The organism is Streptomyces sp. NPDC093544 (assembly GCF_040683495.1).
Taxonomy (GTDB): domain Bacteria; phylum Actinomycetota; class Actinomycetes; order Streptomycetales; family Streptomycetaceae; genus Streptomyces.
Map to the genome: position 1 here is coordinate 117,333 of NZ_JBFBEA010000024.1, position 15,434 is coordinate 132,766.

General features: G+C 70.9%; 11 protein-coding genes and 1 pseudogene. 4 read left to right on the top strand and 8 right to left on the bottom strand.

The features are described from left to right. Positions 1 to 166: 166 nt before the first annotated feature. Positions 167 to 2,167 (top strand): RICIN domain-containing protein, encoded by a 2,001-nt coding sequence (locus AB0N66_RS32045; RefSeq protein WP_365441600.1) that lies wholly within the window; start codon positions 167 to 169, stop codon positions 2,165 to 2,167. 315 nt (positions 2,168 to 2,482) lie between these two features. Here AB0N66_RS32045 and AB0N66_RS32050 read toward each other — a convergent pair whose 3' ends face one another. Then, positions 2,483 to 3,439, bottom strand: coding sequence for an alpha/beta hydrolase (locus AB0N66_RS32050; RefSeq protein WP_365441602.1), 957 nt, complete (start codon positions 3,437 to 3,439; stop codon positions 2,483 to 2,485). 308 nt (positions 3,440 to 3,747) lie between these two features. Here AB0N66_RS32050 and fes point away from each other — a divergent pair, with 308 nt between their 5' ends. Further along, positions 3,748 to 5,007 (top strand): enterochelin esterase, encoded by a 1,260-nt coding sequence (gene fes, locus AB0N66_RS32055; RefSeq protein ID WP_365441604.1) that lies wholly within the window; start codon positions 3,748 to 3,750, stop codon positions 5,005 to 5,007. 35 nt (positions 5,008 to 5,042) lie between these two features. Here fes and AB0N66_RS32060 read toward each other — a convergent pair whose 3' ends face one another. From AB0N66_RS32060 to AB0N66_RS32085, 6 genes are read right to left on the bottom strand one after another with little or no spacing between them, the layout of a single operon-like run. Then, positions 5,043 to 5,231: an MbtH family NRPS accessory protein gene (locus AB0N66_RS32060; protein WP_365441606.1), complete on the bottom strand. Its 189-nt coding sequence runs from the start codon at positions 5,229 to 5,231 to the stop codon at positions 5,043 to 5,045. Further along, entirely contained in the window at positions 5,228 to 9,085 is a 3,858-nt protein-coding gene (locus tag AB0N66_RS32065; RefSeq protein WP_365441608.1) for an amino acid adenylation domain-containing protein, read from the bottom strand. Before AB0N66_RS32065 ends, AB0N66_RS32060 begins: the two co-directional genes overlap by 4 nt. A 16-nt stretch (positions 9,086 to 9,101) precedes the next feature. Then, entirely contained in the window at positions 9,102 to 10,766 is a 1,665-nt protein-coding gene (locus AB0N66_RS32070) for a (2,3-dihydroxybenzoyl)adenylate synthase (protein WP_365441610.1), read from the bottom strand. Further along, on the bottom strand, positions 10,763 to 11,959 hold the full coding sequence (locus AB0N66_RS32075) for an isochorismate synthase (RefSeq protein WP_365441612.1): 1,197 nt from the start codon (positions 11,957 to 11,959) through the stop codon (positions 10,763 to 10,765). Before AB0N66_RS32075 ends, AB0N66_RS32070 begins: the two co-directional genes overlap by 4 nt. Positions 11,960 to 12,015: 56 nt before the next feature. Beyond that, positions 12,016 to 12,807, bottom strand: a complete 792-nt coding sequence (locus AB0N66_RS32080) for a 2,3-dihydro-2,3-dihydroxybenzoate dehydrogenase (protein ID WP_365441614.1) — start codon at positions 12,805 to 12,807, stop codon at positions 12,016 to 12,018. Next, complete coding sequence (locus AB0N66_RS32085) at positions 12,804 to 12,953, bottom strand: hypothetical protein (protein WP_365441616.1); 150 nt, start codon at positions 12,951 to 12,953, stop codon at positions 12,804 to 12,806. Before AB0N66_RS32085 ends, AB0N66_RS32080 begins: the two co-directional genes overlap by 4 nt. 207 nt (positions 12,954 to 13,160) lie before the next feature. Between AB0N66_RS32085 and AB0N66_RS32090 the strand changes: the two are divergent. Beyond that, a pseudogene (locus AB0N66_RS32090) lies at positions 13,161 to 13,388 on the top strand (catechol 2,3-dioxygenase); the annotation flags it as partial. A gap of 203 nt (positions 13,389 to 13,591) precedes the next feature. Next, positions 13,592 to 14,380 (top strand): GNAT family N-acetyltransferase, encoded by a 789-nt coding sequence (locus AB0N66_RS32095; protein WP_365441618.1) that lies wholly within the window; start codon positions 13,592 to 13,594, stop codon positions 14,378 to 14,380. A 70-nt stretch (positions 14,381 to 14,450) separates the two neighbouring features. Here AB0N66_RS32095 and AB0N66_RS32100 read toward each other — a convergent pair whose 3' ends face one another. Further along, entirely contained in the window at positions 14,451 to 15,332 is an 882-nt protein-coding gene (locus tag AB0N66_RS32100; RefSeq protein ID WP_365441620.1) for a GNAT family N-acetyltransferase, read from the bottom strand. Between the last annotated feature and the right edge of the window lie 102 nt (positions 15,333 to 15,434).

The following is a 15,434-nucleotide window of genomic DNA, read 5'->3' on the forward strand; positions in this document are numbered from 1 at the left end:
GTTTCGCCGAGCGTGTTGGACGAGCGTGTTGGACGGACGTGTCGGAAGGACGTGAACGGCCGTTGCGGCCAAGGGGGTTGACGCGCCACGGACAAGGCGCTGCCATATGGCGAGTCGCGTTGACTTTTGTTCGACTCTGCGAACAGACCGCTCAAAGGGGAGCCGTATGTCCACTATTTCGAACACGCCGTTGCTCAAGCGCCTACTGAGACGCGCGGTCGTCCAGTGTGCCGTCCTGTGTCTCGCAGCTGCCGGGCTGGCCGGTCTGGGCCGCTCGGCGGCACCGTTCACGGCAGAGCCGACCACCGTCAGCACCAACCAGATCGGGGTCACCCCCGCCCCGATGGGCTGGGCGTCGTGGAACAGCTTCGCCAGCACCATCGACTACAACTCCATCAAGGCTCAGGCCGACGCCCTCGTGTCGTCCGGCATGGCGGCCGCGGGCTACAAATACGTCAACATCGACGAGGGCTGGTGGCAGGGCGCGCGCGACAGCGGCGGCAACATCAGCGTCGACACGGCCCAGTGGCCCGGCGGGATGAAGGCCATCGCCGACTACATCCACAGCAAGGGGCTCAAGGCCGGGATCTACACCGATGCCGGACTGAACGGCTGCGGCTACTACTACCCGACCACGCAGCCCGCCGCGCCCAACACCGGAATGGAGGGCCACAACCAGCAGGATCTGCAGTCCTTCCAGAACTGGGGCTTCGACTTCGTCAAGATCGACTGGTGTGGCGGCTCCGCCGAGGGCCTCGACCAGGAGACGACGTACAAGGCGATCCGCGACGCGAACGCCGCCGCGACCGCCGTCACCGGACGCCCGCTCGTGCTGTCGCTCTGCGAGTGGGGCACGGGCAACCCTTGGAACTGGGCCGCCGGCACCGGTGACCTGTGGCGCACCAGTACCGACATCGTCTTCTGGGGGAACAACCCGACGATGTCCAACATCCTGGCCAACTTCGACAAGTCCCTGCACCCCGCCGCCCAGCACACCGGCTACTACAACGACCCGGACATGATGACGATCGGCATGTCCGGTCTGAGCGCCGCGCAGAACCGCACCCACATGGGTCTGTGGGCGATCGCCGGAGCGCCACTGCTCGCGGGCAACAACCTCGCCACCATGAGCGCGTCGACCGCCTCGATCCTCACCAACTCCGAGGTCATAGCAATCGACCAGGACGCGCGCGGTCTGCAGGGCGTCGAAGTCGCCGAGGACAGCACGGGTCAGCAGGTCTACAGCAAGATCCTCTCCGGCACCGGGAAGCGCGCGGTCCTGCTGCTGAACCGTACGTCCGCGGCGGCCGACATCACCGCCCGCTGGCAGGACTTGGGACTGACCACGGCGTCGGCCGCGGTGCGCAACGTGTGGTCGGCGTCCAACATCGGCTCGTACGCGACGAGTTACACCGCCGCCGTGCCCGCCGGGGAGGCCGTCCTGCTCACCGTCTCCGGCACCGAGGGCTCCGGGACGACGTACGAGGACACCACCTCGGCAACGACGCCGATGTTCACCGGGGTCACCGCGGCCGGCGCGGGCACGAAGCTGATCGACGTCAGCTACGCCAACTCCGGTTCCACAGCACGTAAGGCGACCTTCCGGGTCAACGACCAGTACACCCAGACGCTCACCCTGCCGCCCACCGGGTCGTCGACCACGTACCGCACGGTTTCCGTGCTGGCCCACCTGGCGAAGGGGTCGAACACGCTGGCCTTCGGGACATCGGGTACCGCACCCGACATCGACGCCGTCGCCGTCCGCGCCATCCCGGGCACCAACGGCACGGCGATCGTCGGCACCGGCTCCGGGCGCTGCCTCGACCTCTTCAAAAGCTCCATCGGCAACAACACCCAGGCCGAACTCTGGGACTGCGGCGGAGGCCAGAACCAGACCTTCACGTACACCTCGCGCAGCGAACTCGTCGTGTACGGCAACAAGTGCCTCGACGCCTACAACAGCGGCACGGCCAACGGCACCAGAGCCATCATCTGGGACTGCAACGGCGGCACCAACCAGAAGTGGACCCTCAACTCCAACGGCACCATCACCAACAACGTCTCGGGGCTGTGCCTCGACGCGATCGGCAACGGCACGGCGAACGGCACGATGATCGATCTGTGGTCGTGCAACGGGGGAGCGAACCAGCAGTGGACCCGCAACTGAGCGGCGGCTGAACTCGGTTGGCCGGGCGGGGGTGGTGTTCCTTGGAGCCCCCCGGTTGCAGGGGCGGCCGCTGTGCGAAGCGGTCGCCGCTGCCATCCGTCCGAGCTGGCCGTGGCTCCCCTCGGCGTCAAACAGGGCCGGGAGCTGCGGCGTTGGCGGAACGGTCAACGGGTGTCGGGTGCGTTGGTGCCGGCTGGCAGGCTCAACGGGCCGCGCGCGGTTCGGTGTTGGCGGAATATTCGACGAGCATCGCGTGGCTCAGTGTTGACGGGCCCGTGCACCGCGCATCCGCTGGGCCCGCGTCGACCAAGCCGCTCAACCGGCGTCAGGCGCACCGGCATTGACCGCCCGCCGTACCTGCCGCGCGATCAGGGCGTAGACCTCCCGGGCCCTTTGGTCATCCTTGCCGTCGTACCCGTGGTCGGCCTCGGCCACGTCGTGGTACTCGACCAGCGCATCCGCCTTCCGCAGGCGTCCGGCGTAGTGCTCGCCCTCCGCCTTGAGGACGTCGAACTCCGCCGTGATCACCAGGGCCGGGGCGATGCCCTTGAGGTCCGCGGTGTCCGACGGATGGGCCGGCGATGCCAGCCGGTCGGCGCGCTCGCGCGGGTCCGGGATGTACGCGCTGTTGAAGATCTCCCCCATCCAGGGGCGCAGCATCGGCTTGGCGATGGCGGCACGCTTGTCGCCGACGCTGGTCACGAGGTCCAGCGGTGGGTAGTGCAGCACCTGGAGCGCGATCGAAGGGCCGCCTTCCTCCAGAGCCTGGCGCGCGACGGCCGCGGCGAGACCGCCGCCGGCGCTCTGCCCGCCCACGGTGAGCCGTCCGCCGTCCCAGCCGTGCTCGGCACCGTGCGAGGCGATCCACCGGACGACCTCGTACGCCTGCCGGGGCGGGGCGGGAAACCGGTGCTGCGGGGCGACGGCGTAGTCCACGTTGATCACGACCACGCCCGCCTCCGCCGCCAGATACCGGCACAGCGGATCGTCGATCTCCGTCAGCGGGATGACATAGCCGCCGCCGTGGAAGTTGACGTGCACCGGGGGCGGTGTGCTCGCGGACGCGGTCGCGGGTATGTACACCACGACCCGGGCCGGAGGGATCGAGGTGGGGATCATCAACTCGCTTGCGGTGCGCGGGAATTCCGGGAAGCGCCCGTGAAAGGAAGCGTCCGAGCCACGGCCTTCGGTGCGCCGGCTCGCCGCCAGGACGAGGCGCTGGATCGACTTGGCGGCGAAGGCGGCCACGGCCGGCCGGGCGAGGAGAGACATACGGTTCCGTTCGTCGAGCCGTCCCGCTCATCGACAGGAATCCTGTCAATCTGGTCGGGTGATGCTAGCACGGGACGGTTGCCCCTCTCGGCGGTTTCCCAGGGACGCCTGCTTCCCGGTACGTGCTCCGTCGGTACGGTCGTCTGTCGCGCGTCCGGGGTGGCGCCCGCGCCGGTGGCGACGGCCTTGGTGGCGACCCCCTCTCTGGTGTCGGCGAGGACAGCATGGAATGTGATGAATAGTCACATTAAGTTAGGCTAACCTAAGGGTGGCCAGCTCAGTTCCCCTTTCACCCGGAGTCCAGCCGTATGTTCGAGCGCGTGCCGCCCGAGGGCACCCCGCACCACCCGCCCCGACTGCCGCGGCCCGACGCGCTGCCGCGACTCCCGGAACCGGGCTGCCCGCTGCCCACGCCGCAAGGTGTCGAGGAGTTCTGGTCCGGGATCCGCCGACTTGGCACCCCGCTCGTCTCGCCCGATCCCCGAGGCGGCGCCGACCACGTGGCCGTCACCTTCCTGTGGCGCGGAACCCCCGCCACCCGCGCCGTCCAGGTCCTGCCCAACAAGCTCGGCGACCCGCGCGTCCCCGAGGGCAACCTGATGGAGCGGGTCCCCGGCACCGACATCTGGCACTGGACGCTCCGTCTGCGCGACAACTGGCGCGGTACTTACGAGTTCTACGTCGACGAGGGCGAGGGGCCGGAGCCGGGCACCCCCGACTACTGGCGATGGCTGCGCATCCAGCGGCGTGCCGACCCCCTTAACACCCGCACGCTTCCTCGACGTTGGGGCGGTGACCCCGTTCCGTACGCCGAACTCCCGGGCGCCCCGAGCGCGCTGGACTGGACGCCGAGGCCGGACGTCGCCCGCGGCACGACCACCGAGCACAAGGTGGAGAGCGCGCACCTGGGAGGCCGGCGCCGGGTCTGGCTGTATGAACCCCCGATGCCGGAGCGTGGGTTGGAGGACCTGCCCGTCCTGGTCCTGCTCGACGGTGAGCACTGGCAGCCGGGACTCGGTCTCTCGTACCTCCTCGACAACCTCATCGCGGACGGCCGTATCCCGCCCCTCGTCGCCGTCCTGCCCGAGTCCGTGGACGCGGACACCCGTTGGGCGGAACTGACGTGCCGTCCGGAGTTCGTCGCCTTTCTCGCGGACGAGCTGCTCCCGTGGGCGGCCGGGCGACTGCCGGTCACGGACGACCCCGCGCGCACGGTGATCGCCGGCCAGAGCCTCGGCGGACTCACCGCCGCCTTTGCCGGCCTCACGGCCCCGCACCGCTTCGGCAACGTCCTCGCCCAGTCGGGCTCGTTCTGGTGGCCCGTAGGCCCGGAGCCGGAGTGGCTGACCGGGCGCATCGCCGAGACCCCCCGCCTTCCGGTGCGCTTCCGCCTCTCCTTCGGCGAACAGGAGTGGGTCGCCCTCCCCGCCGCCCGCCGCCTGCGGGACACCCTCGCCGCCGCAGGCTACGACGATGCCTCCTACCGCGAGTTCAACGGCGGCCACGACTACCTGTGCTGGCGCACCGAACTGTCCGACGGGCTGGTGGGGTTGCTGTCCGGAGCCTGAACCTGGGTGCCCTGCGCCTGGCTGCGTTGAGGTGCTCATCCCCGCCCCGCCTCCACCCGGCCCGCGCATGCCTCGTGCGGGGCCGGGCCGAACAGAGCGGTCCAGCCCGCGGGCACGGCACGCCAGGCCGGCCACAGCGACAACTGCCCCCGGGAGTTATCCAGTACGAGATGCGTGTCCTGGACCTCGGCCCCCGGATCGAACGGTCCGGACTGGAGGGTCATGCGTCGAGCTCCTTCAAGCGGGCCGCCAAATGCGCGGCGATGTCGTCGAGGTGCCTGTCCCGCATCAACTGCGGGTGCGTGCAGTCCAGGTCGTGGTTGACGACGGCACCGGTCACATGCGCGCCCCAGGCGTCCCGGGTGAGCCAGTCCTCAGCACGTGGCGCCGCGGCCGTGAAGAACAGCAAGTCGCCCTCGTACAAACGGTGTTGGTGCTCGCGCATCATGCGGGCGTGGTTGGGCACGATGTCGACGATCTTCGACAGGGTGTGATCGCTGAGCCCGGCGAGCGGGCTGCCCGCTCGGCGCAGCGTGGCGAGTACGTCGTCCTTGGTGCGCTCGTCCGTGCGATCGAAGCCCGCCATGCGCAGTACGGCGGTCAGCGCGTCGCCCTCCTCGGGCGCGGGCCGCTCGCGCCACTGCTCGGCCGGGAACGCGTCGAGCAGCGCGAGGAGTTCGACCTCCTCCCCGGCCTCTTGGAGCAGCACGGCAACGGTGTGCGCGAGGATCCCGCCGACGGACCAGCCGAGGAGACGGTACGGACCGTGCGCCTGGACCTCGCGGATCCGCTCGACGTAGTCGGCCGCCTCGTCCTGGAGCGTGCTCGGCAGCGGCTCGTCACGGACCAGGCCGCGCGCCTGGATGCCGTACACGGGCTGCCCCGGACCGAGTCGGGCGGACAGGCCCGCGTAGCACCAGGAGATACCGCCCGCCGGATGGAACGCGAACAGCGGACGCCGGTCACCCTCGGCGCGCAGCGGCAGTACGACGTCCAGCGCGTCCCCGGAAGCCGGTCCCGCCCCTTCGAGCCGGGCGGCGAGCGCGGCCGGGGTCGGCGCCTCGAACAGCGAGCCGATCGTCAGCGCGGCGCCGAGTTCCTCCCGTACGCGCGCCACCAGCCGCATCGCGAGCAGCGAGGTGCCGCCGAGGTCGAAGAACGCGTCGTCGGGACCGGCCTGTTCGACCCCGAGCACCTCCGCGAACAGCCGCGTCAGCGCCTCCTCGCGTGGACCTGAAGAGCGCCTGGCACCCTCGCCGCCGGCGAAGACCGGGGCGGGGAGTTCGCGGCGGTCCAGCTTGCCGTTGGGACTCAGCGGGAAGGCGTCGAGGGCGACGATCGCCGTCGGGACCATGTGCTCCGGCAGCTCGCGCGCCAGCGCCGCGCGTACGGTCGCGGGATCGGCGACGCCGGTCACGTACCCGACGAGCCGGTCGTCGAGGACCAGCGCACAAGATCCGTCCACGCCGTCCTGGGCCGCCAACGCGGCCTCGATCTCGCCGAGTTCGATGCGCTGTCCGCGCAGCTTCACCTGGTGGTCGGTGCGGCCGAGGTACTCGACCTCGCCCGCCTGCGTCCAGCGCGCCAGGTCGCCCGTGCGGTACATGCGGCTGCCGGACGGGCCGAACGGGTCGGCCACGAACCGGGACGCCGTCAGCTGCGCACGGTTCAGATAGCCGTCGGCCAACTGCACGCCCGCCAAGTACAGTTCGCCTGGCATTCCCGGCGGACAGGGCTGCAACGCGGCGTCGAGCACGTACAGGCGGGTGTTCCACACCGGCCGTCCGATCGGCACCGGGCCCGATCCCTCCGGGGCGCAGGCGTGGTAGGTGACGTCGACGGCGGCCTCCGTCGGGCCGTACAGGTTGTGCAATCGGGCGCCCGGCAGCGTACGTCCGAAGGCGTTCGCGGTCTCGCGTGGCAGGGCCTCGCCGCTGCAGAAGACCCGGCGCAGGCCCTCGCACCCGGCCGTGTCCGCCTCCGCCAGGAACACCTGGAGCATCGACGGCACGAAGTGGCAGGTGGTGACGGCCTGTTCACGGATCAGCCGGGCCAGGTAGACGGGGTCCTTGTGACCGCCGGGCTCGGCGACGACGAGCGCCGCGCCCTGGCGCAGCGGCCAGAAGAACTCCCACACGGACACGTCGAACGACGACGGGGTCTTCTGCAACACCCGGTCCCCGGGCGTCAGTTGGTACGCGTACTGCATCCAGCGCAGCCGGTTGTCGATCGCCGCGTGGGAGACGACGACGCCTTTCGGACGGCCCGTGGAACCGGAGGTGTAGATGACGTACGCGGGGTCGGACGGAGTGAGTGCCCGAGGCGGGTTCACCCACGAGTGCGTGGACACGTCCAGCCCGTCCAGGACGACGAGCGGGGTACCGGTGTCCTCCGGGAGGCGTCCCGAGCGGTCGGTGACGGCGCACACCGGCGCCGCGTCCTGAAGCATGTACGTGAGCCGCTGCTCCGGGTAGTCCGGGTCGAGCGGCAGATACGCGGCGCCCGCTTTCAGTACGGCGAGCAGGGAGACGATCAGCTCCACCGAGCGCGGCACCGAGACCGCCACCACAGCACCCGGCCGGGCGCCGAGGGTCTGCAGGTGCCGGGCCAGCCGGTTGGCGCGGGCGTTGAGGTCCCCGTAGGTCAGCGAGGTGTCCCCGTACACCAGCGCCGTCGCGTCCGGAGTACGCGCGGCGCGCGACTCGATGGGGCCGACGAGGGTGGTCGGCGGCAACTTGCGGCCCGTGTGGTTGAACTCGCCCATGACCAGGGCGTGTTCGGCCGGAGTCGCGATGCCGTGGGCGGCGAGCGGCAGTTGCGCGTCGGCGTTGGCGAGTCGGTCCAGGAGATGCAGGAACCGCTCCTGGTGCGCGGCGAGTTCGGAGTCCTCGTACAGGGCCGGGTTGCCGTCGTGGTCGATGCGCAGGCCGTGGCCGTCGGTGCGGTCGTAGATGTTGACCGTCAGGTCGTCGACCGGGCCGGCCGACAGGTTCCGCGCCCGGGTCGGCGCTCTGGCGAAGTCGACGCCGTAGTCGAAGGGCATGATGTTGACGAGCGGGCCGACCAGGCCCCGCATCTCGCCGAGCATCCCCAGGTCGCGGCGGATGTCCTCGTAGCGGTAGCGCTGGTGGCGGCGCACCTCCCGGATGCCCAGGACCACCTGCCGGACCAGTTCGGCGAAGGTCGCGTCGGGGGAGACGGTGAGCCGCAGCGGCAGCACGTTCATCACCATGCCCGGCACGCGCAGCGCGGCCGAGCCCATGCGGCCCATCATCGGCAGGCCGAGTACGACGTCCGACTGGGCGGTGGCGCGGGAGGTGTACAGGGCCTGCGCGGCGATCAGGACGTCCGGCCAGGTCGCGCGGGAGCGGGCGGCGAGCTCGCGCAGGCGTTCCGTGGTGCCCGGCGGCAGGTAGGTCGTACGGCGGCGGAACGTGCGCGAGGGCAGTGCGCCGCGGCCTGCGAGTCGGGGCGCCTCAGGGCGGTCGGCGAACGCCTGGGCCCAGTGCGCGCGGTCGGCCGCGAAGGCGTCCGAGGAGCGGTACTCGGCGTCGGCGACGACGAACGCCTGGATGTCCCGCATCCACGCGTCGCAGGCACTCATCAGCACGCCGATGTGTGCGTACACACCGACCACGATCAACTGGTCGCGGTCCTCGTCGCGGAGCAGTTCCTCCAGCCGGGTGCGCACGAACGCGCTGTACTTCCACTTGGTGAGCATCCGGTCGCCGGGCTGCGGCGCGACCACGTCCGGCACGCTGAGCGCATGCGGGTCGTTGGCGACACCGGGGCCCCAGAAGTCGAGCTGGAGACCGCGCTGCCGGGCGGTCTGCCCGCCCCGCTGCGTCGAGTACACGACCGGTATGGCGCGGCTGCGGGCGTGGTCGAGCAGCCGGGAGGTGTTGTCGAGCATTCCGGTGAGGGGCGGTTCACCGGCCGGGAACGCGCCGAGGAAGTGGTTCTGGAGGTCATGGACGAGCAGCACGGCGCGTGCGGGGTCCACGGTCCAGGCGACGCGGTTCGCGGGCAGCTCGTCCTCGGTCGGCAGGGGATAGGGGGCTATGGCCGGGAGTGCCATGGGAAATCTGGGCCTTTCAGTGCGGCTCGGCGACGGCGGTGGATCGCAGCTGCTTCTTGCTGACCTTGCCGATCCCGGTCTGCGGGAAGGCGTCGACGAACTCGACGAGATCGGGGACCTTGTAGGCGGCGACGCCGCGTTCGCGGACGAATCGCTTGATGGCGACGGGTTTCAGTGGATCGGCGCCCTCGCGCAGGATCACGTAGGCGAGGGAGCGCTCGCCGAGGTACTCGTCGGCCAACGCGACGACGGACACGTCGTGCACGGACGGGTGAGCGAGGATGATGTTCTCGACCTCCTCCGGCGCGACCTTCTCGCCGCCCCGGTTGATCTGGTCCTTGGCCCGGCCCTCGACGACGAGATGGCCACTCGCCCTGCGGCGCACGATGTCGCCGGTGCGGTAGAAGCCGTCCTCGGTGAAGGCCGTCACGTTGTGCTCGGGCGCCCGCCAGTAACCGCGGATGGTGTACGGACCACGCGTCAGCAGGTGCCCGAACACCCCCTCGGCGACATCGAGTCCGGCGTCGTCGACGATCCGGATCTCGTCGTCCGGGGAGATCGGCAGACCCTGTGTGCTGACGACCGTCTCCTGGTCGTCGTCCAGCCGGGTGTAGTTGACGAGCCCCTCGGCCATCCCGAAGACCTGCATCAGCCGGCAGCCCAGCGCGGGTTCCAGACGGCGCGCCGCCTCCTCGCTGTACTTGGCGCCGCCGACGAGCACCAACTCCAGGCTCGACAAGCCGTGTTGAGACCCAGGACCGGCCTCCGTCCACACCAGCGCGAGCGGCGGAACCAGACCCGTCATGGTGATCCGCTCCCGCTCGACGAGGGGGAACGCGGTCGCCGGATCGGGCGCGGGGCACAGCACGGCCGTGCCCCCGGCGTACAGCACACCCAGCCAACCGGGCGAGCTCATCGGGAAGTTGTGCGCGGCCGGCAGTACGACCAGGAAGCGGGTGTCGGTGTCGACGCCGCAGATCTCGTTGGAGCCCCGCAGCGAGTACAGATAGTCGTCGTGGGTGCGCGGGATGAGCTTCGGCACGCCCGTCGTACCGCCGGAGAGCTGAAGGAACGCCAGCTCGTGCGGCTCGGGACCGGAAGGAGGCAAGGACGGATCGCACGGCACTTCGGCGAGGGCGGTGTGCTCGCCCGGGTCGCCGACGACGAAGACGTGCCGCAGGCTCGGCGTGCGTTCCTTGACCCTTGACGCGAGGGCGCGGTGGTCGAAGCCCGCGTGCCGGTCGGGGATCACATAGGCGACGGCCTCGGTGAAGGCGCAGAAGTAGCCGATCTCCGACTCGCGGTGCGCGGGCAGCGCGTACACAGGCAGCGCGCCGATCCGGAACAGCGCGAAGACGACCTCGAAGAACTCGCCGACGTTCGGAAGATGCAGGACGACCCGGTCGCCCTTGGATATCCCGCGCGCCGCGAACCCGGCGGCCAATCGGTCGGCGCGCTCGTCCAGTTCGCGGTACGTCCAGGTGCGCCGCTCGGGCGCCGGATCGACGAGGGCGATCCGGTCGGGATGGGCGGAGGCGCGCTCGCGCAGCATGCCGCCGAACGTCTCTCCGCGCCAGTAGCCCGCCTCGCGATAGCGCTCGGCGAACTCGGCGGGCCAGGTGGGCGCGTCGACACCGGGGGTGGTGGCGCTTCCCGCGAGGTCGGGCCGGGCGGCGGTCACAGCGCGGCCCCCACGGCACTGAGGAACGTACGGAATTTGGCACCTGTCTCAGCCGTCTCGGCCTCCGGCGACGAGGCGGCCACCACACCCGCCCCCGCGAACAGCCGCAGCGAGCGCCCCTCGGCCTCGGCGCAGCGGATCGTCACGACCCACTCGCCGTCACCGTCCGCGTTCTGCCAGCCGACCATGCCGGTGTAGGGACCGCGGTCGAAGGGCTCCAACTCGGCGATGACCGCGCGGGCCAGCTCGGTCGGCATTCCGCACACCGCCGGAGTGGGGTGCAGCGCGGACGCCAGATCGAGGGCGGAGACTGCCGGGTCGGCGAGCTCGCCGGTGATGGTGGTCGACAGGTGCCACATGGCCGCCGTACGCACCAGGGTGGGCCGGTCGGGCACGTCGAGCCGGGTGCAGAACGGCGCCAGCGCCTCGCGTACGGCGGCCACCACCACGGCGTGTTCGTGCAGGTCCTTCGGGGACTCCAGCAGCGCGGCCGCGCGACGGACGTCCTCGGCGAGATCGGTGCTGCGCTGCGCGGACCCGGCCAGCGGGTTGGCGGTCAGGCGTCCGCCCCGGCGGGCGACGAGGAGTTCGGGACTGGCCCCGACGAGCGTGCGGCCGGGCCCGCTGGGAACGGCGAAGGTGTATCCGGCCGGGTCACGGCGCGCCAACCGGCGCAGCATGGCCGGCAGATCCGGCTCGCGCGGGGAGGTCAGCTCCAGGGTGCGGGCGAGGACGACCTTGTCGAACTCCCCGGCCCGCATCCGCTCCACGGCGGCGGCGACCGACTCTCCATACCCTGCGGCGGCCGGAACTTCCGTCACCTGCCAGTCGGTTCTCTCGTCGGTGTCGGGCACTGGCAGCGCGATCAGTGGGTCCTCGCGCAGCGGGGGCGCCCACCGTACGGACTCCGGGACGGCCAGCGAGGGCGGGGCGTCCGGGGCGAAGGGCAGCGAGCCCACGACGATCGGAGCAGGGTCGCCCGCGCGGCGGCGGGCGTCGAGGACCTCCCGTACACGCCCCGCCAACGGCCTTGTGTCGTGGGGTATTTCGGCGGCGGTGCCCCGGCCGAGGAGGGTGTGCCGGGGAGAGGCGAGGAACCGGTCACGGCCGGGGCGGTAGGCGTCGAGCAGGGCGGTTGCCGCGCCGGGGGACACCAGCGTGGGGCTGACGGCTTCGTGCAGAGAGGCAGACATGGGTGTCTCCAGTGGGGGAGAAGTGGCACGACCGGGGTCGGTGGGCAAGGGCCGGTTCAGGCCCGGAGGGTGGCGCCGCCGTCGACGTACAGGTCGTGCATGGTGATGTGACGGGCGCGGTCGGAGGCGAGGAAGACGACGGCGTCGGCGATGTCCGCCGGGTCGGCGATCCGGCCGAGCGGGATGCCCGTGCGGTGCGACGCGAGGTCACCTTCGATGACGCGCCTGGCCGCTTCCGCCGGGTCGGTGGAGTCGGCCCACAGCGCGCGCTGCATGTCGGTGAGGGTCGAGCCGGGGGAGACGGTGTTACATCGGACGCCTCGTGAAGCCACCTCCAGGCCAAGGCACTTGGTGAACATCACGGCCGCGGCCTTCGAGGCGGCGTAGGCGGCCATGCCCGCGCGGGGGATCCCGGCCGCGTTCGAGGCGACGGTGACGACGCTGCCCCGGCCGCGCCCGGCCATCCGGCGGGCGACGGACCGCGAGACGTGGAACACGCCGGTCGTGTTGACGGCGAAAGTGGCCGCCCAGTCCTCGTCCGTCAGGTCCACGACCTCCGAACTCCGCAGGATTCCAGCGACGTTGACAGCGATGTCCAGCGGCCCGAGCGTGCGCTCGGCCTCCGCGACCAGGGTCTCGACCGCGGCGGCGTCTGTGACGTCGAGCGGGCGGGCCGTGACCTGCTCGCCGTACTTGTCGGTGAGTGCGGCCAAGCCCTCGGGGGCCAGGTCGGTGGCAAGGACGCGGGCGCCGTGCTCGACGAGCGCCGCTACCACCGCCTCGCCGATTCCCCGGCCCGCCCCGGTCACGAGGGCTAGCCGCCCGGCGAGTTCCGGTCCGGCGCTCACTTGACCATGGCCTTCCGGATGTCGTCGAGCACAGAGACGGCTGCTTCCGGAGCAGGGGTGCCTACGAGCGCGAACGCGAATGCGAACGTGGCCGACGCGGCCGGACGAGCGATGCCACAGGACGGGAAGAGCGGGTTCGGCGCCATGGCCTTGGGTCTCCGTTGGTGTTCGAGAAGGTGGTCGCGGAAGTGGGCTCCGACGTCACAGGTGCCTTGCTCCGCAGGGCAGTTGAGGCATTCCAGGCATACGAAAGCAATCCGTTCCGTCGAGTCCGGAGCAGTAAAAGTTAGGTTAGCCTAACCTTAGGTAAAATTGGCCGTTGACATATGTGTCAACAATCTGAGGAGCGAAGGGAGGCCCTGCAACGGCGGGCCAAAGAGTTGGAGAGCACGGGCCACGAGGGCTGCTGGACCGAGGATGAGCCGGGCATCGGCCCGCTGTACGTCGCCACCCACCCCGACGGCCACGAGTTACCCCTGCGCTGAGAGTCCGAGTGGCACCAGGCCCCGGACGAGCTAAGGCCGGCCCTGAAGAACCAGCCCCAGGCCAGGCCGGGCCGCGGCGTGGGGGCGCGTCGCCTGGTCACGTGGCGACAGACGTACGCGTGCCGCCCATGCCTTTTCACCTGCGTCTCCGGCGTTCCTCCGCGACCGGCACATGGCCGCTACGCCCGCCTGTGGAGAAGTAACGCTCCGTGTGCGCGCAAGGAGACAAAGTCCGTTGGCGTTGCGCTCAAGAACGTTATGCCATTGCCCTGGCCGCTTCAGGATGCTGGAGTGATCCCATGGATCACGTTGCGGTACTTGCCCTGTTCGACCGGGATATGCGAGAGGGGGCGCGGCCGGACGCCCCAGGTGCCCGGATCGAGCACGTCGGCAAGGTGGTGCGGCAGGTGAGCACCGGGCAGGGCTGGAGCGGTGTGACCTGGTCGGATCTCGACGAGGCAAGCGCGGACGCGGCGATCGCCGAGCAGATCCGGTACTTCACCGAACTCGGTCTTGAGTTCGAGTGGAAGCTCTACGGGCATGACCAGCCGGAGGACCTCGGGCACCGGTTGCGGGACGCCGGGTTCACCGCCGAGCCCGAGGAGACGCTCATGATCGCCGAACTGGGTGATCTCGTGCTCGACGCCGAGCCGCCCGAGGGCGTACGGCTGCTTCCCGTCACCGACCGTGCAGGCGTCGACCTCGTGGCCGACGTACACGAGCAGGCGTTCGGTACGGACGGCACGCGGCTGCGTCACCAGCTGCTCGCCCAGCTGACCGGCGACGAGGACACGGTCGTCGCCGTGGTGGCCCTCGCCGGTGACGTCCCGGTCAGCGCGGCCCGCATGGAGCTCCTGCCGGGGGCGCGGTTCGCCGGACTGTGGGGCGGCGGCACCGTCGAGGCCTGGCGCGGACGCGGTATCTACCGCGCCCTCGTCGCCCACCGTGCCCGCGTGGCCGCCGACCGCGGCTACCGCTACGTCCAGGTCGACGCCTCCAGCCAAAGCCGCCCCGTCCTCGCCCGCCTGGGCTTCCAGCCGCTGACCACGACGACGCCGTACGTGTACAAGCTGGCCGGGTCCGCGTAGGACCACCGTCTCGGCCGGGCCTACCGCAGCGGCGGCCGCACCCCGCTGCGCGGCTGCTGCCGGGCGTCGATCACAGCTCGAGCTGGTACTCCACCGCCTTGTGCGTGGGCAGATAGCCGAGCGCGTCGTTGATGCGGAGCATGGGCGCGTTGCTGTCGGCGGTGTCGGTGAGCAGGCCGCTCAGTTCGGGGTGGAGCAGGCGGGCGTGACGGATCGACTCCGCCTTCATCCACAGCCCGAGACCGTGCCCGCGGTGCTCGGGCAGTACGCCGGTGCCGTAGTGCTGACCGTCACCGCGGCCGTCGCCCGGTACGACCAGCTCGGAGAACCCGGCGATCGAGCCGTCCGAGCGGTCCACCGCGGCGACCGTGTGGAGCAGTTCCCCGCGCTTGGCGATGACATCGGCGGCCGACAGGACCCGCTCCACGTCCCACACGACCGTCCCGTAGTCGGTCTCCTCCATCGGCATGTCGTCCATGGCCCGCCGAGAGTCGGCGAAGGTCCGCGCCAGCCCGGGCGGCACGGTGCCGTCCCAGTGCGTCAACTCGTAGCCGGGGTGCGGTTGTTGGATGATCTCGGTGATCCGGGCGAGATCCAGATCGGGGAGCGGCAGTCGCGCGTACGTCAGCGCCAGCACCCGGCGGAAGCCGCGCGCCGCCAGGAAGAGGTCGCCGGGGGAGCCGTCCCCGGCCTGCGCGACGAGCGTCCGCCGCGCCTCGCTCCGCGCCGCGGCGACGGCGGCGTCCAGGAGGAGACCGCCCACCCCCTGCCGTCGCTCACCCGGATGTACGGCGATCTCGATCTCCGCGAGATGCTCCTGACCCGCCTTCGCGAACAGCCGGAGGAAGGCGGAGCCCAGTGGGACACCGTCGGCGTCGGAAGCCAGCCACGCCAGGCGTCGGCTGGACGATGTGATCTCGGGATCGGTCAGCGGCGTGACGCGTGGCGGCACAGTCTCTCCGTGGGGCCCTGGGGGGGTAGGGGATAACCCGGATGAAAGGCGCCCCCGCGCCCGGGGAGCGGAGGTCTTTTGGCGGCGGGGCGGCACCCCGGG